Raw genomic sequence first — 22,566 nt, 5'->3', positions numbered from 1 at the left:
GGCTTCGGGGGTGGCGGGGGCTCCGAGGGCGTCCGGCTCGCGCTGCTCCGCCGCCTTACCCTCCTTGTTCTCCTCACCCACCTCACCCACCTCACTCTGCTCGCCGTGCCCGCCCGGCCCGTCCTCGTCCCCGTCCGCGAGTGAGGGCGGGGGCGCCTCGGTGCCGAACACGGAGGTGTGCTGCGGCCCGGGCCGCGCCTCGGGCTGCTCCGGCTCCCGCTCCGCCGCCGTGCCCAGGTTCCCCGCGAACCGCGTCAGCAGCCGGGCCGCGGCCGACGTCACCGACTCCTCGGGCAGCTCCGTGACGCGCCCGTCCGCGGTGGCCGTCCCGGCGAACGTGAGGGTGCAGCCGCCGTCGGCGTCCGACACGCGGAGGGTGAGCGCGAGCGTGACCGTGCCGGTGCCGCGCGACTCGGTGGCGTCGCCCTCGACGGCGTACGCGCCGTCTTCGCGCGCGGACAGACGCACGGAGCCCCGGTAGGTGATGGAGTGACTGCCGATGCGCACCTTGAGCCGCCCCGCGACAGGCTCGGCACCGGCGTCCTGCTGGAGCCCCGGAACCGCCCGGGCGACCCGGACGGGGTCGGCCAGCACGTCCCTGAGCCGCTCGGCCGGAACCGGAACGAACACCTCATGCTCCATGTCACGCCACCCTACCCAGCGGGCGCCCGACGCACCCCCCGTCGGCACAAAGTCACCCGCCCCCTCCCACGCCTCCCGCGAGACCCGCCCGAACTCGTTCGTACGAGGGACGGGGACGGGGGCGCGGACGGAGGCGCGGACACGAGCACGGGCACGGCCCGACGCGGGCTCAGTACCGCGGATGCACCAGCGTCGACGGCGGCAGGCCGTCGATCCGGGCACGGGACGCGGTGCGGGCGTCCTGGGCCAGGGACCGGGCCGTGAGGGTGCGCGGGCGGGGGCCCGTCGGTTCGAGCCGCAGGGCGGGGGGCGTGCGGGCGGCCAGGAGGAAGCCCCAGTCGCGGGGTGCGTCCGGGGTGGCGGCCGTGCGGTCGGGACCCGGCGCGAGGCCGGTGTCCCGGGCGGCGACGCGGTAGGGGGCGGTGCGCAGCCCGGCCGCGTGGAGCGTGGCGTCCACCGTCCAGAAGGCCCGAGGGCGGGCGGAGAGCGGACCGGCGTGCACGAGCAGCCGCCCGTCGGGGGCGAGCACTCGCCGGAGCAGGCCGTAGAACTCCTGCGAGTACAGCTTCGTACTGGCCGTGAGGCCCGGGTCGGGCAGGTCCGAGATCACCACGTCGTACGTCGCGGTGGGCGTCGAGCGCAGCCGGCGGAAGGCGTCCGCCGTGGTGACGTGGACGCGCGGATCGCCGTAGGCGTGCTCGTTCAACGCGGACAGTCCGGGGTCGTGCCGGGCCAGCCGGGCGAGCCCGGGGTCGAGTTCGACGACGTCGACGCGGCGCACGTCCGGGTGGCGCAGTACCTCCCGCGCGGCGAGGCCGTCGCCGCCTCCGAGGATCAGCACGCGCGCGTGCGGGCCGCTCATGGCGGGGTGCACCAGGGCCTCGTGGTACCGCCGCTCGCCACTGCCACCGACCCGCAGCCGGCCGTCCAGGAACAGGTCGAGCGGCCGGCCGTCGGCGTCGCCGGTGAGGACGACCTCCTGCACGTCGGTCTTCACGGCCACGCGGACGTCCTGGCCGTACACGGCGTGCCGGGCGGCGCGTTCGAAGTCGCCGGCGAGGACGGTCGCCGTGGCGAGCAGGGCGAGTACGACGGCGTTGGCGGCCAGCAGCAGCCATCGGGCCCGGCGGGTCATGTCCCGCCGGAACAGGCCGAGGACCAGGGCGGCGCCGACGAGCGCGTTGACGGTGCCGGTGAGCAGCGCGCCGGTCAGCTGGCCGAGGAAGGGCAGCAGTACGAAGGGGAAGGCGAGGCCGCCGACGAGCGCGCCGACGTAGTCCGCGGCGAACAGGTCGGCGACCGCGCCGCCCGCGTCCTGACGGCGGACGCGCTGGATCAGCTCCATGAGCAGCGGCACCTCGGCACCGATCAGCACGCCGATGGTGAGCGAGAAGGCGACCAGCAGGAAGCGCGGGCCGTCGGCCCACAGGCCGCCCCAGCCGCCGGTCCAGGCGAAGACGGCGTACAGCACCATCGCGCTGGAGCCGCCGACGAGGGCGAGAACGGCCTCGACCGCGCCGAAGCCGGCCGCCGCGAACCTGCGCAGCCGTTTGGCGGCGAGTGAGCCGAGGCCCATGGCGAAGACCATGACGGACAGGACGACGGACGCCTGGGTGACCGAGTCGCCGATCAGGTACGAGGCGAGGGCGACGAGTTCGAGTTCGTACACGAGCCCGCAGGCCGCGCAGACGAACACACCGGCCAGCACCAGGAACCGCCCGACGGCCGGCCGGACGGGCAGCCGCGCCGGCCCACCGGCACCGGAGGCGTCGGAGGGAACGGGTGAACCCGGTGAACCCGGTGAACCCGGTGAACCCGGTGAACCCGGTGAACCCGGTGAACCCGGTGAACCCGGTGAACCCGGTGAACCCGGTGAAGCGGAAGCACCTGATGGGCCGGAAGCACCGGACGTACCGCCAGTGGAACCGGGAGAGCCGCCGGGGCGGTCGGGAGAACCGTCGGGGCCGCCCCAGGACGGCGGAGAGCCGGGCGGAGCGGGCGCGTGCGGTTCGATCACGGGGTGACGTTACGTCACTCCCGCACTGCGCTTCGTCACCCACACGTGTGAAACTGACGATCTGTTGGGCACCACAGGTTTATCCCGCCCGGGCCGGCCTGGCCCCCCGCCCGCACCCGCTCACACCCCGGACGGGCTGAGCTGCGACGTCGGCACCCGGACGCCCACCCGGGTCCGGGTCGCCACCAGGTGGCCGTCCTGCGGATAGGCGTGCCACGTCCGCCAGTGCACCTGCCCCTCGTGCCGATGGGCCAGCAGCGCGGTGAAGGCGTGCGGGCTGCCGGGGAAGACGCCGGCCAGCCCGTGCGGGTGGTCGGCGACCAGGGCCAGCAGCTCCTGGGCACGTCCGGCGAAGGAACCCGGCGTCAGCACCTCCACGCGAGCGGCGAACTCGTACTCCCAGTCGCCCTTCCGCTTGGCGACGCCCAGCGGAAGGGGGGTGCTGCTGCCGGGGATGCACGCCACCGTCTCCGAACAGCTTCCCCGCTCCTCCTCCAGCAGGACTTGATGAGAGGCCCCCAGGAGTCTCAACTGCATTTTCGCGCCCGCCAGTTCGATATCGAGACTGGCGAGCGCGGGCAACGGCTCGCGCCCAAGGGCCCAGGCGAGGTCGGCCGCGCGCGTGTCGGTGTAGGCGGTTTTCAGGGTCGTGAGCATGGATCGGCTCCGCAAGCACACAAGGAGAGGAAGGTGTGGGGCCAGCGCATCCCGGTCACTGCCGGGGATGCGGCCCGCTCAGCCCAGTCGGCCGGTCAGGAGGGGGGGTCAACAGGTCGTCCGAGGAGCTGCGTTGGTGATGGAGAGGGAATCATGAACTGTGGCGCCGTCACAGCGTTTTTACCCAAGTTCGTGGGGTTTCCATCCCTCAGGGGGCTCCACAGCTCAACTGTTCAACCAGGGCGCACACCCCGCCCGTACGGCGCGCGCCGGTGTGTGGGAGCGCCCGCCGGGTGGGTTTCCCGGCGGGCACCGTGATGGGGCGCGGGACCCGCTCCCAGGTGCGGGCCCCGTGACGAGGATGCGGTTCCCCCTGCGGAGGCTCGGCTGCCCCGTGTCAGCCGCCGCCTCCTCCGCATCCGCCGCCGCCCCCTCCTCCCCCGCAGGACGACGACCCGCCTCCGCAGGACGAGCCTCCGCCGCAGGAGGAGCCTGTGTTGTGCCCGCCTGGCGACGAGCCGTCGGCCCACCAGCTGTTCCGGCGGCGGCCGCGGCTGCCTCCGCCACCGCTCCGCGCTCCCGCCAGAAGCCCCCGGACCACCAGGGCGCCGACCACGATCAGGATGATGCCGGTGACCATGGCGCCACCTCCTTCCGCTTCCCGGGCTCGCGCCCGGAGTTCCCCCGAAGCAGCCCCCCGTTGGGCGCCTCGCTCTCTGTTCGAAGCTCGTTGTGACGCTGCGAAGTTCGTTGCGTGAACGGGAGATGCCCCCCGCCATCACGCCCCAAAGCAGAGTTGAGGAACTCCAGAGCTTCGGCGCAGGATGACCTCCATGACCTCCATGAGCTCCAGCGCCCGCCCCTTCCTCAACCGCCGGCTCGCCGAGTTCGGGACGACGATCTTCGCGGAGATGTCCGCCCTGGCCGTGCGCACCGGGGCGATCAACCTGGGCCAGGGCTTCCCGGACACCGACGGTCCCGAGGAGATCAGGGAGGCCGCCGTACGGGCACTGCGCGACGGGCGCGGCAACCAGTACCCGCCGGGCCCCGGTGTCCCGGAGCTGCGTACCGCCGTCGCCGCCCACCAGGAACGCCGCTACGGCCTGTCCTACGACCCGGACACCGAGGTCCTGGTCACGGCCGGCGCCACGGAGGCCATCGCCGCCTCCCTGCTCGCCCTGCTGGAGCCCGGCGACGAGGTCGTGGCGCTGGAGCCGTACTACGACTCGTACGCGGCCTGCATCGCGATGGCGGGCGGTACGCGCGTACCCGTGACCCTGCGCCCGCACGAGGGCACTTTCCGTCTCGACCTCGACGAACTGCGCGACGCGGTCACCGATCGCACCCGCCTGCTGCTGCTGAACACCCCGCACAACCCGACGGGCACCGTCCTGACCCGCGACGAGCTGGCGGCCATCGCCGAGCTGGCCGTGGAACGGGACCTGCTGGTGGTGACGGACGAGGTCTACGAGCACCTGGTCTTCGACACGGCCGAACACATCCCCCTGGCGAGCTTCCCCGGGATGCGCGAGCGCACGGTGACCATCGGGTCGGCCGGCAAGACGTACTCGTTCACGGGCTGGAAAGTCGGCTGGATCACCGCCTCACCCGCCCTGGTCACGGCGGTCCGCTCGGCCAAGCAGTACCTGACGTACGTGGCCTCCGGGCCCTTCCAGTACGCGGTCGCCGAGGCCCTCGCACTGCCCGACTCGTACTTCACCGCCTACCGCGCGGACATGCGGGCCAAGCGGGACCTGCTGTCGGCGGGCCTGGAAGAGGCGGGCTTCGGCGTCTACCGCCCCGCCGGGACGTACTTCGTCACCACCGACATCCGCCCCCTCGGCGAGAGCGACGGCTTCGCCTTCTGCCGCGGCCTGCCGGAACGGGCCGGCGTCGTCGCCGTCCCCAACGCGGTCTTCTACGACCACCGTGAGGCGGGCGCCCCCTTCGTCCGCTTCGCGTTCTGCAAGCGGACCTCGGTACTGGAAGAGGCGGTGCGGCGGCTGAAGACGCTGGCGGGATGAACGGTGAGAGCCCGGCCCCGGCATCACCGCCGGGCCGGGCTCTCCTCACACGGGACGGACTATTCGCCGTCCTCGTCCGTCGGCTTCTCCGACTCGTTGACCTCCTGCTCCAGGCCGAGCTGCTCCACGAGCCACCGGTCGAACTCGATGGCGGCGCGGACCCAGCTGACCGTCGAGGAGACGAAGTGCTCCAGGCTGATGCCCATGCCGATCAGCATCTGCGCCTCGCCGATCAGGCGGACCGTGCCGTCGTCGTGGGTGTGGGAGTACACCTTGGGCCACAGGGTGCGCCGGTTCCAGTCGTCGATCGACTCCAGCAGCTGCGGCTTCTCGTCGATCTGGTGAGGCCGGTCGTAGAACGTCCGCACCGAGAAGACCTGCTGGTCACCCTCGCCGCGGAACATGAAGTACGTACGGAACTGCTCCCACGGCGCCGCGAGGTCACCCTCGTCGTCGACGACATACTTCAGCTCCATCTGTTCGAGGAGCTGCTTCACAAGATCCTGATCCGGGACGACGGGGCCCGCCGGTCCTTGGGACTGCGGCTCGGGCTGCTTGCCCCCGAAGTTCGGAATCGAGGACGGATCGATGGTCACCGTGAATTTCCCTTCGTACGGATCTGGCCATCCTCCCCCATGCGGGGAGGGGCGTGGCAAGCCCGCCGGGGGCCTGTCAGCCCTGGGCTGACACGATCCGGCCGGTCGGGTGGACGCCGGGCGGACGGACGCGGGCCATGGGGCGGACACGGAACGCGGTGGCGGGGCACGCGGGTCCGAACCGGACGACCGGAACGCCGGCCAGGCCGCCCTGCCGGACGGCGCGCGGCCGGTCGGGGAGCGCGCGACTCAGGGCTTCCAGGACATTCATGACTGCGCGACCTCCCGCATGCCTGGCACGGGTGTCCAGGACCGGCCGGCGCACACCTGCCCGGACGCGCCCGCGCCGGGGTTCCGCGCGGGCGTCGACGTCGACCTCACCGTGTGACGCACGGCGGCCCGCCACCCACCGGGGGTGACGGGCCGCCACGCAACGCGCGGGGACGGAGGGCCGGCCACGCATCGCGCCGTGCCTCCGGCGCCTCGCCGCCCTAGAGCGTCTTGCCGCTCGCGGCCGGGCCCACGATCAGCTCGTCGCCGAAGCGGTCCACGCGGACCGTGTCGCCGTCCTTGATCTCGCCGGAGAGGATCTCCCGGGCGAGCCGGTCACCGATCGCGGTCTGCACGAGGCGACGCAGCGGGCGCGCGCCGTACGCCGGGTCCATGCCCTCGTCGGCCAGCCAGGCCAGGGCCTCGTCGGTGACCTCCAGAGTGAGGCGGCGCTCGGCGAGCCGCCGGGCGAGGGAGCCGATCTGGAGCCGCGCGATCCGGCTCAGCTCGTCCTTGCTCAGCGCCGAGAAGACCACGAGGTCGTCGAGCCGGTTGAGGAACTCCGGCTTGAACGACGCCCGGACCACCTCCAGGACCTGCTCCTTCTTCTCCGCCTCGCCGGTCAGCGGGTCGACCAGGTACTGGCTGCCCAGGTTGGAGGTGAGGACCAGGATGGTGTTGCGGAAGTCGACGGTGCGGCCCTGCCCGTCGGTGAGGCGCCCGTCGTCCAGCACCTGGAGCAGGATGTCGAAGACCTCGGGGTGCGCCTTCTCGACCTCGTCGAGCAGCACGACGCTGTACGGCCGCCGCCGCACGGCCTCGGTGAGCTGGCCGCCCTCCTCGTACCCGACGTATCCGGGCGGGGCGCCGACCAGCCGCGCGACGCTGTGCTTCTCGCTGTACTCGCTCATGTCGATGCGGACCATCGCCCGCTCGTCGTCGAAGAGGAAGTCGGCGAGCGCCTTGGCCAGCTCGGTCTTGCCGACGCCGGTCGGGCCGAGGAAGAGGAAGGATCCGGTGGGCCGGTCGGGGTCGGCGATCCCGGCCCTGCTCCGCCGTACGGCGTCGGAGACGGCCCGCACGGCCTCCCCCTGCCCGATGAGCCGCTTGCCCAGCTCGTCCTCCATCCGCAGCAGCTTCTGCGTCTCGCCCTCCAGCAGCCGCCCGGCGGGGATGCCGGTCCAGGAGGCGACGACGTCCGCGATGTCGTCGGCGCCGACCTCCTCCTTGACCATGGTGTCCTTCGCGACCTCCTCCTCGGCCTCGGAGGCGGCCTCCAGGTCCCGCTCCAGGGTCGGGATCTCGCCGTACAGCAGCTTGCTGGCCGTGTCGAAGTCACCGTCGCGCTGGGCCCGCTCGGCCTGGCCGCGCAGCTCGTCGAGCTTCTCCTTCAGCTCGCCGACCCGGTTGAGGGACTGCTTCTCCTTCTCCCAGCGGGCGGTGAGGCCGCGCAGCTCCTCCTCCTTGTCTGCGAGGTCGCGCCGCAGCCGCTCCAGCCGTTCCAGGGACGCGGCGTCGGTCTCCTTGCCGATCGCCAGCTCCTCCATCTTGAGCCGGTCGACGGCGCGCTGGAGTTCGTCGATCTCGACGGGGGAGGAGTCGATCTCCATGCGCAGCCGCGAGGCGGCCTCGTCGACGAGGTCGATGGCCTTGTCGGGCAGGAAGCGGGAGGTGATGTACCGGTCGGACAGCGTCGCGGCGGCCACCAGCGCGCTGTCCGCGATCTGCACCTTGTGGTGCGCCTCGTACCGCCCCTTGAGGCCGCGCAGGATCGCGATGGAGTCCTCGACGGTCGGCTCGGCGACCAGCACCTGCTGGAACCTGCGCTCCAGCGCCGGGTCCTTCTCGATCCGCTCGCGGTACTCGTCCAGCGTCGTGGCGCCCACCATGCGCAGCTCGCCGCGCGCCAGCATGGGCTTGAGCATGTTCCCGGCGTCCATGGCGGAGTCGCCGCCGGCCCCGGCCCCCACCACGGTGTGCAGCTCGTCGATGAAGGTGATGATCTGCCCGTCGGAGTCCTTGATCTCGGCGAGGACGGTCTTCAGCCGCTCCTCGAACTCACCCCGGTACTTCGCCCCGGCGACCATCGCGCCGAGGTCCAGCGCGACCAGCCGCTTGTCCTTGAGCGACTCGGGCACGTCCCCCTTGACGATCCGCTGGGCGAGCCCTTCCACGACGGCGGTCTTGCCGACACCGGGCTCGCCGATGAGGACGGGGTTGTTCTTGGTGCGCCGGCTGAGCACCTGCACCACCCGCCGGATCTCCTGGTCCCGTCCGATGACGGGATCGAGCTTGCCCTCGCGGGCGGCGGCGGTGAAGTCGGTGCCGAACTTCTCCAGCGCCTTGTACTGACCCTCGGGGTCGGCGGTGGTCACGCGGCGCCCTCCCCTGGCCTTGCGGAAGGCCTCTTGAAGCTTCTTCGCACTGGCACCCTGCCCCTCCAGTACCTCACCGGCCGCGCCGCCCTTCGCGGCGATGCCGAGGAGCAGGTGCTCGGTGGAGAGGTACTCGTCCCCGAGATCCTTGGCGCGGGCCTGGGCGTCGGCGACCACGGCGAGCATCTCACGGCTGGGCTGCGGCGGTGCGACCGTGGACCCGGTCACGCTGGGCAACCCGGCGACGATGCGCTCGGCGCCGGTGCGCACGGCCGCGAGGTCCGCCTCGACGGCGGCGAGCAGGTCGGTGATGTTCTCGTTGTCCTGCCCCTGGAGCAGAGCCAGGAGCAGGTGGGCGGGGGTGAGGTCGGCGTTTCCCTCGGTCACGGCCCGGTTGCTGGCCGCGTTGATCGCGTCCCGGCTCCGGTTGGTCAGCTCGGCGTCCACGTTCTGGCTCTCCTCCTCGCGTCGGCCGTCGGCGGTCCGGCCATGTCTCCCAGTGCTGACTCAGGCAACGTACACAAAGTTGAGTCTATTCCACTCAAGGAGAAAGCGGGCGCGGGTCCCCGCCGAGGTGCCACACGGGTGCCCACTCCCCCCCGCACGAGAGCCTTTTTCTGCCAGCCCGGGAGCAGGGCCGACACCCCGAAACGTCGCCGAAAACGACAGCGGCGTCACCGTGTTCAGGTCACGGTGACGCCGCTGCCGGGGGGAAGCACCTGAGCGATTTGTAACGACGGGGGAATCGCGTCAGGCGCTGCGGGGGGTGGCCGAGATGGTCCTCACTTCGAGGTCCTCCGGCTGCGCGAGCCGGTGGTCCCTCTGGTCCAGGTTCACAAAGATCATTCCGTATCGGATGGCGCACCGCACCGGCTGCGGCGCCCCCCGAGGCCGCCGCAGACACCGGTACGCCCGCACATCGCCGTCCTCGTCCAACGTGACGACGACCGGTTCGCCGAAGACGGTCACCATCAGGGAGTCACCGGCGTGGGGGATCGCGGTGACCAGGTCGATGAAGTGCCATCCGGAGCGGTAGGCGGTGGCCATTTCGCGACGGAAGGAGCGGTCGTCGGGTGGTGTGGTCATCAGTCAGCCCCAAGTGCTGTCGTCTTCACCAAGGGGAGCAGGTGCCGCACTGGCCACGGTCGTAACCGTGGAAGCAGCCATTCCCCAGGTGCTGTCCGCCCGAGTGTCGACCTTCGCGCCAGAGAGACCAGTCAGTGCACCGACGGCCACGACGGCGGAGAAGGCGACAGCAAGCACCGAGCGAAGCAATCTGTTGCGCATAATCGGCTTCGTCCTCACTTGAAGGTCCCCTCTTCCCCCGTCGAACAAGACGATGGCTCATTCGGGCACGTCATGGCCACACAATCAGTGCATCATGTTCCTGCATGTTCAGGACCCTGGGGGGTGTAGATTTGATAACGAATCGGACTAAAAGGCCACATCCCCATGCGATGTCCGAACTGTGCGAGGAGGGTAGTCGCCTCTACGCAACCGCCCTGCGTATTGGACGCGTTGCCCGAGGAGACGCAGAAGCGGTTCCATGTCTGATGGAGTTCGCCCTTCTCCACCCAGATCCGGACGATGCGAACTGGCTGCGCCCTGTGCCTCCATCGGTCGCCTTGGCCCAGCGTCTCAACTCGATCGAGCGGGAGATCGCCGAACGCAGGCGAATGTCGATCGAGCTGGCCGATGCCTTCGAACCGTTCCTGACTCTCGGCGCACACGCCACCACAAACACGCACTCGATCGCAGTCCTCGAGGGACTCGACCGCATAAACGCGGCACTGGACCTGGCCACGTCCGAGTGCCAGTCCGAGATGCTCACGGTCCAGCCGAGCAGCCGGCGCCTGGAACACACGCTGCTGCAAGGGCTGGAGCGCGACAGGCCGCTGCTCGAACGGGGAGTGCGTATCAGGACTCTCTACCAGCACACGGCCCGGTACAGCCCGGAGACACTGGGCTACGTGTCCCAGTTCTCGGACGGCAAAGTCGAGTACCGGACGATCGACGAGTTGGTGGAACGCCTCATCGTCTGTGACGAGTCCGTCGCCTTCATACCCACGCGCGATGATCGCCAGGTGGCCCTGGAGCTCCGGCACCCAGGGCTTGTCCGGTACCTGATCAAGGTTTTCGAGTTCATGTGGTCCCGTGCGGTTCCGTTGAGTACAGGCGCTCCCTACGAGACCGCGCCCGACGGCATCACGGAAATTCAGCACTCCATCGCCAAGCTCCTCGTGGAGGGGCACGTGGACGAAGCCATCGCCCGCCGTCTGGGCATGAACGTGCGCACGTGCCGAGCCCACATCGCGAAACTCGCCACGGCTCTGGGAAGCGGAAGCCGAGCCCAACTCGGCTATCTCATAGCCCAGTCGGGGATCCTGGAGCAGGAGCCCCGGGGTCTGGGAGGAGAAAACCGCTCATGACCGACGAGACGCACCGGCATGGGGACGAGGCACTGTGCGAGACAGGTCTCAAGCTGTACTCCCGCGCACTGCGTGAAGGCGGCGTACCCAGCGCCACGGCAGCGACAGCACCTTGCCTGATCGACACCGGTCTCCTGCACCCGGCCATCGACAACCTGGACACGCTGGAGCCGACCGAACCGACCGTCGCCCTGCAGCGACTGCTGCGCACGTCGGAAGAGTACGTAGCCCGCGAGCGACGGCGCGGTGAACGTCTGGCGGATGTGTTCGAGCCTCTCATCCGCCTTGGCACGCGTGCGGCGGCGAGCGAGGCCACTCCGGCACTCAGAATCCTCAGTAGCAAGGAGCGGACGGGGCAGGCCATCGAGGACGCCATGGTCGAGGGCAGGCACGAGTTGCTGGCGATTCAGCCCCACGATTCGAAGGTCACCAGGCGCCCTGACATCCTCGAAGGGGCCATTAGGCGGGACCAGGCCTTTCTCGACCGTGGTGCTCGCATGCGCGCGCTTTACCAGCACACCGCACGCCACGCCGCATACTCACGCGCCCGCTACGAACACCTGACGGGCAACGTGGAGGCGCGGACCCTCGACGAGGTCACCGACCGCCTCATCGTCGTGGACCGCACCGTCGCCTTCATCCCCGCCAGCGCCGACCGCTCACTCGCCCTCGAAGTCCGCCACCCCGCCCTGATCGCCTACTTCATCAACACCTTCGACCGCCTCTGGCGCCTCGCTACCCCCATGTACCCCGAAACCGTCGAACGTCAGTCACTGGGCGGCATCACCCCCCGCCAACGAGCCATAGCCGCCCTCCTCATCGAAGGCCACACCGACGCCGACATAGCCGACCGCCTCGGCATGAACGTCCGCACCGCCCGCGTCCATATCGCCAAACTAGCCGCCACCCTCGGCAGCGAAAGCCGGGCCCAACTCGGCTACCTCATCGGGCAGTCGGGGATCCTCGACCCGGAGCCTGATCGGGCACCCTGATCGTGGCGGGCAGGCGCGGGGCGCCGTCCAGGCCGGCCTGGGCGATGCGTACCCCCAGCTGGGTACGGCTCGCCGCCCCCAGCGTCTCCGACAGGCGGGCGATGTGGGCCCGCGCCGTGCGGACGCTTATGCCCAGCCGCTCCGCGATCACCGCGTCCTGGTGGCCCTCCGCCAGCAGCGCCGCGATGGACTGCTCGCGGTGGGAGATGCCCTCGATGCCGGTGTCGGGGAGGGGCACGGTCAGGGGGATGGCCAGGCGCCAGAGGCGTTCGAAGACCGTGCCCAGGTAGGCGATCAGGGCGGGGTGGCGCAGCTCCAGGGCCATCGTGCGGTCGGTGTTGGCGGGGATGAAGGCGACCGTGCGGTCGAAGAGGATGAGGCGGTCGATGACCTCGTCGAGGGTGCGGGCCTCCACCGCGTCGCCCATCAGCTCCAGGTAGTTGAGCAGGCCCTGCCCATGCCGGGCCACGTGCGTGTACAGGTCCCGCATCCGCACCCCGCGCCCGCGCAGCGCCAGCGCCCGGTGCAGTCCCTCCGACAGCTCGGGCTCACGCCGGATGCCGCCGGGCTGGACGGTGAGCACCTCCGCCGTGCACGCCTGCGTCGCCTCGTCCATCGCGGCCTGGATGCGGGCCAGACCGTCCAGGACGCGGATCGCCGCGCCTTCCGTGCCGGCCGGGGTCTGGAGCTGGCGGCCGAGGCCCGCGTACCGCTCGAAGGCCTCCACCGCGGAACCCACCCGCCGCTGACTGGCGTTGACCTCGTCGTGGACACCGCGCAGCAGCCGGGTCATGACCTCCTGCGGCGAGGTCGGCACCAGCCAGTCCATGTCGTCGGGGTCGGGGTGCAGCAGGGCCAGTTCCAGGAGGCAGGGGACCGGCTCGGCGTCCCGGCGGGTCACCCGGCCACGTCGTACGGCCCGGGAGTACACGTGGTCCCCGGCCGCGCACAGCCGGTCGGCACCGTGTGGATGCTCATCCGCCCCGTGCCCGGCCATCGCCCATCCCACCCCCGGTTCCGGCTCTTTCCGCAGCGCAACTATGCGCGGCCGGGACCGGGTCCGCAACACGGCTCGGCGTGTGACGGCGGCCGGAACATGCCGGTTGCCGCAGGTATGTCCAGGGCGGTGGACGGGGGCCGAACCGGACTACTTGAGCCCGATCTCCGCGCAGTCCGCCGCGTACTTGGCCGTGCAGATGTCGGAGACCTTGTAGAAGCCGTCCGCGATGACGGTCTGCTCGATGTTGTCCTGCGTCAGGGCGACGACGGGGACGAGCTGCGCGGGGATGCCCTTGTGGGTGGGGCTGTCGACCTTGTCGCGGGCGAGGGCGTCGAACTGGATGTCCCGGCCCTGGACGCGCGCCACGGCCATCTCCGCGGCGCTCTCGGCCTCCTGCGGGTAGGACTTGTACACGCTCATGTACTGCTCGCCGGTGACGATCCGCTGCACCGCGGAGAGTTCCGCGTCCTGGCCGGTGATCGGCGGCAGGTCGGTGACGCCCGCGTCCTCCAGGGCCTTGATGACGCCGCCCGCCATGCCGTCGTTGGCGGAGTAGACGCCCGCGATGTTGTTCTTGCCGATCTTCTCGATCGCCTTGGCCATGTTCGCCTCGGCGTTCTCCGGCTTCCAGTCCTTGGTGTCGAAGGACTGGGCGATCGTCACCTTGCCGTTCAGCTCGGACGTCGCCCCCGCCTTGAACTGCTTGGCGTTCGGGTCGGTGGACGAGCCGTTCATCATGACGATCTTGTCGGAGCTGTCCGCGCCGTCGCCGAGCGCCTCGACGAGAGAGCGGCCCTGCACCTCGCCGACCAGTTCGTTGTCGAAGGAGATGTAGGCGTCGATCGGCCCCTCGGCCAGCCGGTCGTAGGCGATGACGGGGATGCCGGCGTCCTTGGCCTTCTGCACGGCGGTGCCGATGGACTTCGCGTCCACCGCGTCCAGGACGATCACGTCGACCTGGTCGTCGATCATCTGCTGCATCTGGTCGGCCTGCTTCGAGGCGTTCGCCTCGGCGTTGGCGTACTTGACGTTGCCCTGGTCGCGCGTGAGGTCGGCGACCTTCGCCTTGAAGTAGGGGTAGTCGAACTGCTCGTAGCGCGTGTTCGCCTTCTCCGGCAGGAGCAGCCCCACAGTGATGTCGTTGCCCTTGGTCGGACTCGCCTCGTCACTGCTCTCGGACGCGCCCAGCACACCACAGGAGGCCAGCGAGATGGTCATCATGGACGCGGCCAGGGATATGGCGATACGACGGGCACGGCTGTTCACTGCGCTTACCTTCCGACACACGGGTGTTGTGGTGACCCAGGTGAAGGAAGCCAACGCTGTCTTCACTAAATCGTCAAGAAGTACTAGACCAATGAGACAGCAACGTTGCGAACCGGCCCGGAGCGCCGGGTGGATCCGGTGGAACCTCCGGGCCGGTCGTCGCCGTTCTGCCTTGTGCGGGGCCGTCAGTCCGAGGACTGGCCGTGCCGCTTGGGCCGCCACACCACCAGGGCGCTGGTCTGCTGTACCTCCTGGTACGGGACCAGGTCGCGGCGGTACGAGGCGTGTACCGCCGCCTCGCGCTGGCGCATCGCCGTGGCCGCCCCGTCGAGGGCGTCCTGCAGCTCCGCCATGCGGGCCTGGAGCGCGGCGACCTGGTTCTCCAGTTCGATGATGCGCTTGATTCCGGCCAGGTTGATGCCCTCGTCCTGCGACAGCTGCTGCACCGTGCGGAGCAGTTCGATGTCGCGGGCCGAGTAGCGCCGCCCGCGGCCGGCCGTGCGGTCCGGGGAGACCAGGCCGAGGCGGTCGTACTGGCGCAGGGTCTGCGGGTGCAGGCCGGAGAGCTGGGCCGCCACCGAGATGACGTAGACCGGGGTGTCCTCGGTCAGTTCATACGGATTGCGCCGACGACCGTCCATCTCCGTCAAACTCCCTTCGCGGCCTGGAACAGCTCCGCCCGCGGATCCTCGTCCGCGGTCGCCTCGCGATACGCCTCCAGCGCATCACGAGCCTTCCCCGTCAGGTCCTTCGGAACACTCACCTCGACGGTGACCAGAAGGTCGCCGCGGGTGCCGTCCTTGCGGACCGCTCCCTTGCCCCTGGCACGCATGGTTCTGCCGCCCGGGGTGCCCGCCGGCAGCTTCAGCGTGACGGGCGGGCCGCCCAGCGTCGGGACCCGGACCTCGCCGCCGAGGGCCGCCTCGGCGTACGTCACCGGGACGGTGACGGTGAGGTTGTCGCCCTTGCGGCCGAAGACGGGGTGCTCCTTGACGTGCACGACCACGTACAGGTCGCCCGCCGGTCCGCCCCGCTCGCCCGGCGTGCCCTTGCCGCGCAGCCGGATGCGCTGTCCGTCCGACACCCCGGCCGGGATGCGGACCTGCATCGTCCGGGAGGACTTGGCCCGTCCGGAGCCCTTGCAGACGTCGCAGGGGTCCTCCGCGATCAGGCCGCGGCCCTTGCAGTCCGGGCACGGGTCGGTGAGCGAGAAGCCGCCGCCCGAGCCCCGGGCGACCTGGCCGGTACCGACGCAGGTCGGGCACACGCGCGGCGTGCCGTTCTTGTCGCCGGTGCCCGAACAGGCCTTGCAGGGTGCCTGCGAGGACATGCGCAACGGGACCGTCGCGCCCTCGATGGCCTCCGTGAAGCTCAGGGTGACCTCGGACTCGATGTCCTGGCCACGCCTGGGCTGGGTCCGCGTGCCGGTGCCGGGGCCGCCGGCGCCGGTGCGGTTGAACAGGCCCCCGAAGACGTCACCGAGCCCCCCGCCGAAGCCGCCGGCCCCTCCCTGGCCCCCGCCCTGGGCACCGCCTCCGAAGAGGTCGCCCAGGTCGAAGTTGAAGGTGCCGCCGCCGCCCGCGCCCGGCCCCGGACGGAAACCGCCGTTGCCGAAGAGGCTGCGGGCCTCGTCGTACTCCTTGCGCTTCTTGGGGTCACCGAGGATGTCGTTGGCCTCGGAGATCTCCTTGAAGCGCTCCTCCGCCTTGACGTTTCCCTTGTTGGCGTCCGGGTGGTACTCGCGGGCGAGCTTCCGGTACGCCTTCTTGATCTCGGCCTCGGTGGCGTCCTTGGGGACGCCGAGGACCTTGTAGTAGTCCTTCTCGATGAAGTCCTTGGTGCTCATCCCCGACGTCCCTCCTCTCTCGTCACGTCAAGCTCAGCCCTCGTCCGGGCCACCGCTCTCCTTGTTCCCGGCGGTTCCGGCGGTTCCGGCGTTCCCGGTGTTCCCGTCGTTCTCCGCGGAGTCGGCCGGTGCCTCGGTGTTCTCCTCGGCCGGCTTGGCCGTCTGCGCACCCGGCTGCGGCTCGGCCACCGCCACCCGCGCGGGGCGGATGGTGCGCTCGCCGATCCGGTACCCGGGCTGCAGAATCGCCACGCACGTCGTCTCGGTGACATCCGGCGCGTACGAGTGCATCAGGGCCTCGTGGATCGTCGGGTCGAAGGGCTCGCCCTCCTTGCCGAACTGCTGGAGGCCCATCTTGGCGATGACCGACTCCAGCGACTCCGCGACGGACTTGAAACCGCCGACGAGTTCGCCGTGCTCCCGGGCGCGGCCGATGTCGTCGACCACGGGAAGCAGCTCGGACAGGAGGTTCGCGACGGCGACCTCCTTGACCGCGACGCGGTCCCGCTCGACGCGGCGGCGGTAGTTCTGGTACTCGGCCTGGAGTCGCTGGAGGTCCGCCGTGCGCTCGTTCAGCGCCGTGCGCACCTGGTCCAGCTGGGCCACCAGGCCCGCGTTCTCACTCGCGTCCCCGGCCGGGGCCGCGCCCTCCTCCGAAGAGGGAGCGGCGGCCTTCGGCTCGGCGTCGTCAGGGGTGGCGCCGGAGGGGACGTCGGGCTTCTCGTCAAAACCCGGGGTCTCCTCCGTCACGCGGCACCGTCCTTGCGCTCGTCGTCCACGATCTCGGCGTCGACGACGTCGTCGTCGGCCGCCTTGTCACCGGCACCGGCGCCGGCACCCGGAGCCTCGCCACCGGCGGCCTGCGCGCCCTGGGCGTCGGCGTACATGGCCGAGCCCAGCTTCTGCGAGACGGCGGCGACCTTCTCCGTGGCGGTGCGGATCTCGGCGGTGTCCTCGCCCTTGAGCTTCTCCTTCAGCTCGGCGACGGCCTCCTCGACCTCCGTCTTGATCTCGCCCGGGACCTTGTCCTCGTTGTCCTTGAGGAACTTCTCCGTCTGGTAGACGAGCTGCTCGCCCTGGTTGCGGGACTCGGCGGCCTCGCGGCGGGCGTGGTCCTCCTCCGCGTACTTCTCGGCCTCCTGGCGCATCCGGTCGACCTCGTCCTTCGGCAGCGAGGAGCCGCCGGTGACGGTCATCTTCTGCTCCTTGCCGGTGCCGAGGTCCTTCGCCGTGACGTGCATGATGCCGTTGGCGTCGATGTCGAAGGCGACCTCGATCTGCGGGACGCCGCGGGGCGCCGGGGGCAGACCGGTCAGCTCGAACATACCGAGCTTCTTGTTGTACGCCGCGATCTCGCGCTCGCCCTGGTAGACCTGGATCTGCACGGAGGGCTGGTTGTCCTCGGCGGTGGTGAAGATCTCCGAACGCTTCGTCGGGATCGTCGTGTTCCGCTCGATGAGCTTGGTCATGATGCCGCCCTTGGTCTCGATACCGAGGGACAGCGGGGTGACGTCGAGGAGCAGGACGTCCTTGACCTCACCCTTGAGGACACCGGCCTGCAGGGCGGCGCCGATGGCGACGACCTCGTCCGGGTTGACGCCCTTGTTGGCGTCCTTGCCGCCGGTCAGCTCCTTGACGAGCTCGGCGACGGCGGGCATACGGGTGGAGCCACCGACGAGAACGACGTGGTCGATCTCGGACAGCTGGATTCCGGCGTCCTTGATGACGTTGTGGAACGGCGTCTTGCAGCGCTCCAGCAGGTCGGACGTCAGCTGCTGGAACTGGGCGCGGGTGAGCTTCTCGTCCAGGTGCAGCGGGCCCTCGGCGGAGGCCGTGATGTAGGGGAGGTTGATCGAGGTCTCGGTGGACGAGGACAGCTCGATCTTGGCCTTCTCGGCGGCCTCGCGGAGGCGCTGGAGGGCCATCTTGTCCTTGCCCAGGTCCACGCCGTGGCCGGACTGGAACTGCTTGACCAGGTAGTCGACGACGCGCTGGTCCCAGTCGTCACCACCGAGGTGGTTGTCACCGTTGGTGGCCTTCACCTCGACGACGCCGTCGCCGATCTCCAGCAGCGAGACGTCGAACGTACCGCCACCGAGGTCGAAGACGAGGATGATCTGCTCGTCCTTGTCGAGGCCGTACGCCAGCGCGGCGGCCGTCGGCTCGTTGACGATGCGCAGGACGTTGAGGCCCGCGATCTCACCGGCCTCCTTGGTGGCCTGGCGCTCGGCGTCGTTGAAGTACGCCGGGACGGTGATGACCGCGTCGGTCACCTTCTCGCCCAGGTAGGACTCGGCGTCCCGCTTCAGCTTCTGCAGCACGAAGGCGCTGATCTGCTGCGGGTTGAAGTCCTTGCCGTCCAGGTTGATCTTCCAGTCGGTGCCCATGTGGCGCTTGACCGACCGGATGGTCCTGTCGACGTTCGTGACCGCCTGGCGCTTGGCCACCTCGCCGACCAGCACCTCGCCGTTCTTGGCGAAGGCGACGACGGACGGCGTGGTCCTGGCGCCCTCGGCGTTGGTGATGACGGTGGGCTCGCCGCCCTCCAGAACGCTGACGACGGAGTTAGTCGTGCCCAGGTCGATGCCGACCGCACGTGCCATGGTGAATAACCTCCAGCTGACTTGAGTGGAACAGGCTCAAGTGTGCATGACGCCGATCGCTGGGTCAACAGACGTGAGTCGAGCAGACTCAACTCTTATCCGTTCCTTACACGCAAAGGCGCGCTGACCTGGGGTTCCTCGCCGCGCCTGCCCTGACGGACCGGAAAAATCGCCGCCCGGGAGGGCGCACGGGACAGGCCGGCCGTCGCCTCGGGGGACTCCTGGGGCCGTCCCCGCGGTTCCGCGCGAGGCCCGTGAAGTGACGCACGGGTCCGGGGATCCGTCCCCGCCCTCCGGGGCTCGTACACCCGTACCCGCAGCAGCCCCAGTACTCCGGCCGCGGCCCCGCCCGCCGGCCACAGCAACGCCGCCTCCCCCGCCCATCCGGTGTGCACGAGCGCGCCCACGAGCACCCCGCCGAACGAGGCCGCTCCGAGGGCCACCACGGCGCCCTGCGGAGTGAGCCCGAGCCGCCGCAGCCGGTGGGCGATGTGGTCGGGCCCGCCGCGCAGCAGGGGCCGTCCGGCCAGCCGGCGCGAGAGGAGTACGAGTACGGCGTCGACGCTCGCGAGGGCCGTCAGCGCGAACAGCACCCCCACGCCGGCCCCGGGCTCGTGCCCCGCCCGGGTGAACACCGCCGCCCCGGCGAGCAGGAAGCCCGCGAAGAGCGACCCGCAGGCCCCGAGCGCGATCCGCGCGGGATGCCAGTTGTGCAGCAGGAACCCGGTCAGCGCGGCGGCCAGCGCGCTCAGCAGCACCGCCAGCCCGTCCATCAACTCGGCGGCGGCACAGGCACCGACACCGAAGGCGGTGACCACCCCCACCGTGCCGGCCACCCCGTCGGCGTGGTCGAGCCCCCGGAAGGCGACGGCGACCACCGCGATCCAGCCCACGGCGAGCGCCCCGGCCACCGGCCCGGTCACCTCGTACGGCACCACGCACGCCGCCGCGACGGCCGTACCGGCGAGCAGCCACCGCCGCCGCAGCCGCCACACGTCGGCGGCCAGGCCGAGCGCGCCGACGGCGGTACCGGCCATCAGCAGCCGGCCGACCAACGACCCCAGCGGCACGACACCGGTCCAGTCCCCGGCCCACGCGACCAACCCGGTGACGAGGACGACGGCCACACCTCCGAGCAGGGGGACGGGCCGCTGCCGTCGCCGGTCGACGAGGGCGAGGCGCAGCGCGGACGCCCGCAGCAGCGCGGTGAGCAGGGCGGCGAGGAGGAAGGACGCGGTGGCGGCGATGATCCCGTAGAGCACGGGCACAACCTATGCCCGGAACAAGCCGAATATCATGATTTGCGAAGAATGGCGCGTCCGACTCAGCGAGACGCCGCGCCCCGCGACCGGGCCCGCCGGTCAGGGTTGCCTCAGCGACGCAGATCACCGCACGTCCGGCTACAGTGCGGCGGAGGATGGGGGTAGTCTCAGACGAACTACCTAAGTTACCGCTTAGTAATACCGCCCCCCTCGAAACCTCGCAGGCCCGAGGAGCCCCCAAATGCAACTCGCCGCGATCATCGTGTCGCTGGTCCTGATCGTGGTCGGCGTCGCACTGTTCGGCCGCGCCGTCCTGCAGATCTACAACTCCATGCGGCTCGGCCAGCCGGTACCGGCCGGCACGCGGACCAACGAACCCGCACAGCGAACCATCACCGTGGTCAGGGAGTTCCTCGGCCACACCCGGATGAACCGCTGGGGCATCGTCGGCGTGGCGCACTGGTTCGTGGCGGTGGGCTTCTTCTCCCTGCTGCTGACGATCGTGAACGCGATCGGCCAGCTGTTCGAGGCCGACTGGATCCTGCCGGTCATCGGCGACTGGGCGCCGTACAACGTCTTCGTCGAGTTCATCGGCACGATGACGGTGCTCGGCATCCTGGTCCTGATCGGGATCCGCCAGCTGAGCAAGCCGAACAAGCCGGGCCGCAAGTCCCGCTTCGCCGGCTCCAACTTCGGCCAGGCGTACTTCGTCGAGGCCGTCATCCTCATCGTCGGCGTCTGCATCTTCATGCTGCACGCCCTGGAGGGCGCCCTCCACCACGTGGACGGCTACGAGGCGTCGTTCTTCATCTCGTACCCGGTCGTCTCCGCGCTCCAGGACCTGGACGTCTCCACGCTCCAGAACCTCGTCTACCTCTTCGCCGGCCTGAAGATCGCGACCTCCTTCATCTGGATGATCACGGTCGCCCTGAAGACCGACATGGGCGTGGCCTGGCACCGCTTCCTCGCCTTCCCGAACATCTGGTTCAAGCGCGACGCGAAGGGCGGCACGGCCCTCGGCGAGCTGCTGCCGATGACCTCCGGCGGCAAGCCGATCGACTTCGCCGACCCCGGCGACGACGACGTCTTCGGCGTCTCCCAGGTCGAGCACTTCTCCTGGAAGGGCCTGCTCGACTTCTCCACCTGCACCGAGTGCGGCCGCTGCCAGTCGCAGTGCCCCGCCTGGAACACGGGCAAGCCGCTCTCCCCCAAGCTCCTGATCATGTCCCTGCGCGACCACGCGCACGCCAAGGCCCCCTACCTGCTGGCCGGCGGCGGCAAGACGATGGAGGGCGAGGAGAAGGCGTCCGAGGAGCAGCTGGCGGGCGTCCCCGCGGCCGCCCTCGCCGAGGCCGAGCGCCCGCTGGTCGGCACCCTCGAAGAGAACGGCGTCATCGACCCGGACGTCCTGTGGTCCTGCACCACCTGCGGCGCCTGCGTCGAGCAGTGCCCGGTGGACATCGAGCACGTCGACCACATCGTCGACATGCGCCGCTACCAGGTGATGATCGAGTCGGCGTTCCCGTCCGAGGCGGGCACGATGCTCAAGAACCTGGAGAAGAAGGGCAACCCCTGGGGCCTGGCGAAGAAGCAGCGCCTGGAGTGGCTCAAGGAGCTGGACTTCGAGGTCCCGGTCGTCGGCAAGGACATCGAGGACCTCACCGAGGTCGAGTACCTCTACTGGGTCGGCTGCGCCGGCGCCCTGGAGGACCGCGCCAAGAAGACCACCAAGGCCTTCGCCGAGCTGCTCCACATCGCGGGCGTCAAGTTCGCGATCATGGGCGGCGACGAGAAGTGCACCGGTGACTCCGCCCGCCGCCTCGGCAACGAGCCCCTGTTCCAGGAGCTCGGCATGGAGAACGTCATGTCCCTCAACGCCGCCTTCGGCGAGGAGATGGACGAGGACGGCAAGGTGGTGCCCGAGTCGGCGAAGCCCAAGTCGGCCAAGAAGATCGTCGCCACCTGCCCGCACTGCCTCAACACCCTCGGCAACGAGTACCCGCAGCTCGGCGGCGACTACGAGGTCATCCACCACACCCAGCTGCTCCAGCACCTCGTCGACGAGGGCAAGCTGCTCCCGGTCACCCCGGTCGAGGGCATCATCACGTACCACGACCCGTGCTACCTGGGCCGCCACAACAAGATCTACACGCCCCCGCGCGAGATCATCGCCAGCGTCCCGGGCATCCGCAACGAGGAGATGCACCGTCACAAGGAGCGCGGCTTCTGCTGCGGCGCCGGTGGTGCGCGGATGTGGATGGAGGAGCGGATCGGCAAGCGCATCAACAACGAGCGCGTCGACGAGGCCCTCTCGGTCAACCCGGACATCGTCTCCACCGCCTGCCCGTTCTGCCTCGTCATGCTGACCGACTCGGTCAACGGCAAGAAGAACGACGGCAAGGCCAAGGAGTCCATCCAGGTCGTCGACGTCGCCCAGCTCCTGCTGGACTCCGTCAAGACCCCGGCCGACCCGGCGGGCGAGCCGGAGACGGAGAGCGAGCCGGCGCCGGAGCCGGTGAAGTAACCGGCCCCGCCCGGCCCGGCAGTCCGAGTGACGGCGGCCCCTGACCCCGAGCGGGTCAGGGGC

Annotated in this window: 17 protein-coding genes; 4 read left to right on the top strand and 13 right to left on the bottom strand. The window is 70.3% G+C overall.

Annotated features, from left to right (window positions below; all coding sequences use genetic code 11):
- From EBH09_RS19015 to EBH09_RS19005, 3 genes are all read right to left on the bottom strand, one after another.
- The coding region (locus tag EBH09_RS19015) for an SRPBCC domain-containing protein (RefSeq protein ID WP_193776400.1) at positions 1–642 on the bottom strand (642 nt) is incomplete at its 3' end.
- Positions 643–811: 169 nt separating this feature from the next.
- Positions 812–2,383, bottom strand: a complete 1,572-nt coding sequence (locus EBH09_RS19010; RefSeq protein WP_121748425.1) for a polyamine aminopropyltransferase — start codon at positions 2,381–2,383, stop codon at positions 812–814.
- A gap of 396 nt (positions 2,384–2,779) precedes the next feature.
- Complete coding sequence (locus tag EBH09_RS19005; RefSeq protein ID WP_193776399.1) at positions 2,780–3,316, bottom strand: DUF2617 family protein; 537 nt, start codon at positions 3,314–3,316, stop codon at positions 2,780–2,782.
- Between the two features lie 833 nt (positions 3,317–4,149).
- Between EBH09_RS19005 and EBH09_RS18995 the strand changes: the two genes are divergently transcribed.
- A complete protein-coding gene (locus EBH09_RS18995; RefSeq protein ID WP_121748424.1) occupies positions 4,150–5,340 on the top strand; it encodes a pyridoxal phosphate-dependent aminotransferase in 1,191 nt (396 codons plus the stop codon).
- 59 nt (positions 5,341–5,399) lie between these two features.
- On the opposite strand, the gene EBH09_RS18990 is transcribed toward EBH09_RS18995, so the two are convergent.
- The 3 genes from EBH09_RS18990 to EBH09_RS18975 all read right to left on the bottom strand — a co-directional run bounded on the left by EBH09_RS18990 (position 5,400) and on the right by EBH09_RS18975 (position 9,667).
- Positions 5,400–5,936, bottom strand: a complete 537-nt coding sequence (locus tag EBH09_RS18990) for a YbjN domain-containing protein (RefSeq protein WP_121748176.1) — start codon at positions 5,934–5,936, stop codon at positions 5,400–5,402.
- Positions 5,937–6,427: 491 nt separating this feature from the next.
- A complete protein-coding gene (gene clpB, locus EBH09_RS18980) occupies positions 6,428–9,028 on the bottom strand; it encodes an ATP-dependent chaperone ClpB (RefSeq protein ID WP_121748174.1) in 2,601 nt (866 codons plus the stop codon).
- A gap of 303 nt (positions 9,029–9,331) precedes the next feature.
- On the bottom strand, positions 9,332–9,667 hold the full coding sequence (locus EBH09_RS18975; RefSeq protein ID WP_121748173.1) for a hypothetical protein: 336 nt from the start codon (positions 9,665–9,667) through the stop codon (positions 9,332–9,334).
- Positions 9,668–9,972: 305 nt separating this feature from the next.
- Between EBH09_RS18975 and EBH09_RS18965 the strand changes: the two genes are divergently transcribed.
- Together EBH09_RS18965 and EBH09_RS18960 are read left to right on the top strand one after the other, a co-directional pair.
- Positions 9,973–11,010: a helix-turn-helix transcriptional regulator gene (locus EBH09_RS18965; RefSeq protein WP_193776398.1), complete on the top strand. Its 1,038-nt coding sequence runs from the start codon at positions 9,973–9,975 to the stop codon at positions 11,008–11,010.
- Positions 11,007–12,002 (top strand): helix-turn-helix transcriptional regulator, encoded by a 996-nt coding sequence (locus EBH09_RS18960; RefSeq protein WP_121748171.1) that lies wholly within the window; start codon positions 11,007–11,009, stop codon positions 12,000–12,002. Before EBH09_RS18965 ends, EBH09_RS18960 begins: the two co-directional genes overlap by 4 nt.
- On the opposite strand, the gene EBH09_RS18955 is transcribed toward EBH09_RS18960, so the two are convergent.
- From EBH09_RS18955 to EBH09_RS18925, 7 genes are all read right to left on the bottom strand, one after another.
- Positions 11,953–12,999: a helix-turn-helix transcriptional regulator gene (locus EBH09_RS18955; protein ID WP_121748170.1), complete on the bottom strand. Its 1,047-nt coding sequence runs from the start codon at positions 12,997–12,999 to the stop codon at positions 11,953–11,955. The two genes, EBH09_RS18960 and EBH09_RS18955, sit on opposite strands and share 50 nt — an antisense overlap.
- A 150-nt stretch (positions 13,000–13,149) precedes the next feature.
- Positions 13,150–14,268 carry a substrate-binding domain-containing protein gene (locus tag EBH09_RS18950; protein WP_121748169.1) on the bottom strand — a complete coding sequence of 373 codons (1,119 nt, stop codon included), beginning with the start codon at positions 14,266–14,268 and terminating at the stop codon, positions 13,150–13,152.
- Between the two features lie 185 nt (positions 14,269–14,453).
- Positions 14,454–14,909 (bottom strand): helix-turn-helix domain-containing protein, encoded by a 456-nt coding sequence (locus tag EBH09_RS18945; RefSeq protein ID WP_121748168.1) that lies wholly within the window; start codon positions 14,907–14,909, stop codon positions 14,454–14,456.
- 5 nt (positions 14,910–14,914) lie between these two features.
- A complete protein-coding gene (gene dnaJ / locus EBH09_RS18940; protein ID WP_121748167.1) occupies positions 14,915–16,114 on the bottom strand; it encodes a molecular chaperone DnaJ in 1,200 nt (399 codons plus the stop codon).
- A gap of 33 nt (positions 16,115–16,147) precedes the next feature.
- Complete coding sequence (gene grpE / locus EBH09_RS18935; RefSeq protein ID WP_121748166.1) at positions 16,148–16,864, bottom strand: nucleotide exchange factor GrpE; 717 nt, start codon at positions 16,862–16,864, stop codon at positions 16,148–16,150.
- Positions 16,861–18,717 carry a molecular chaperone DnaK gene (gene dnaK / locus EBH09_RS18930; protein WP_121748165.1) on the bottom strand — a complete coding sequence of 619 codons (1,857 nt, stop codon included), beginning with the start codon at positions 18,715–18,717 and terminating at the stop codon, positions 16,861–16,863. The genes grpE and dnaK overlap by 4 nt, the downstream gene beginning before the upstream one ends.
- A 95-nt stretch (positions 18,718–18,812) precedes the next feature.
- On the bottom strand, positions 18,813–19,979 hold the full coding sequence (locus EBH09_RS18925; protein ID WP_121748422.1) for an MraY family glycosyltransferase: 1,167 nt from the start codon (positions 19,977–19,979) through the stop codon (positions 18,813–18,815).
- Positions 19,980–20,220: 241 nt separating this feature from the next.
- Between EBH09_RS18925 and EBH09_RS18920 the strand changes: the two genes are divergently transcribed.
- Positions 20,221–22,503 carry a (Fe-S)-binding protein gene (locus EBH09_RS18920; RefSeq protein WP_121748164.1) on the top strand — a complete coding sequence of 761 codons (2,283 nt, stop codon included), beginning with the start codon at positions 20,221–20,223 and terminating at the stop codon, positions 22,501–22,503.
- Positions 22,504–22,566: the final 63 nt, after the last annotated feature.

Source organism: Streptomyces sp. E2N166, from assembly GCF_003671715.1.
Classification (GTDB): domain Bacteria; phylum Actinomycetota; class Actinomycetes; order Streptomycetales; family Streptomycetaceae; genus Streptomyces; species Streptomyces thinghirensis.
This window is presented reverse-complemented; position numbering and strand designations above follow the sequence as displayed.

Coding starts and splice junctions, on each gene's coding strand:
- EBH09_RS19005 (WP_193776399.1), bottom strand. CDS start 3,316: ATGCTCACGACCCTGAAAACCGCCTACACCGACACGCGCGCGGCCGAC.
- EBH09_RS18995 (WP_121748424.1), top strand. CDS start 4,150: ATGACCTCCATGAGCTCCAGCGCCCGCCCCTTCCTCAACCGCCGGCTC.
- EBH09_RS18975 (WP_121748173.1), bottom strand. CDS start 9,667: ATGACCACACCACCCGACGACCGCTCCTTCCGTCGCGAAATGGCCACC.
- EBH09_RS18965 (WP_193776398.1), top strand. CDS start 9,973: ATGTTCAGGACCCTGGGGGGTGTAGATTTGATAACGAATCGGACTAAA.
- EBH09_RS18960 (WP_121748171.1), top strand. CDS start 11,007: ATGACCGACGAGACGCACCGGCATGGGGACGAGGCACTGTGCGAGACA.
- EBH09_RS18955 (WP_121748170.1), bottom strand. CDS start 12,999: ATGGCCGGGCACGGGGCGGATGAGCATCCACACGGTGCCGACCGGCTG.
- EBH09_RS18945 (WP_121748168.1), bottom strand. CDS start 14,909: ATGGACGGTCGTCGGCGCAATCCGTATGAACTGACCGAGGACACCCCG.
- dnaJ (WP_121748167.1), bottom strand. CDS start 16,114: ATGAGCACCAAGGACTTCATCGAGAAGGACTACTACAAGGTCCTCGGC.
- dnaK (WP_121748165.1), bottom strand. CDS start 18,717: ATGGCACGTGCGGTCGGCATCGACCTGGGCACGACTAACTCCGTCGTC.
- EBH09_RS18920 (WP_121748164.1), top strand. CDS start 20,221: ATGCAACTCGCCGCGATCATCGTGTCGCTGGTCCTGATCGTGGTCGGC.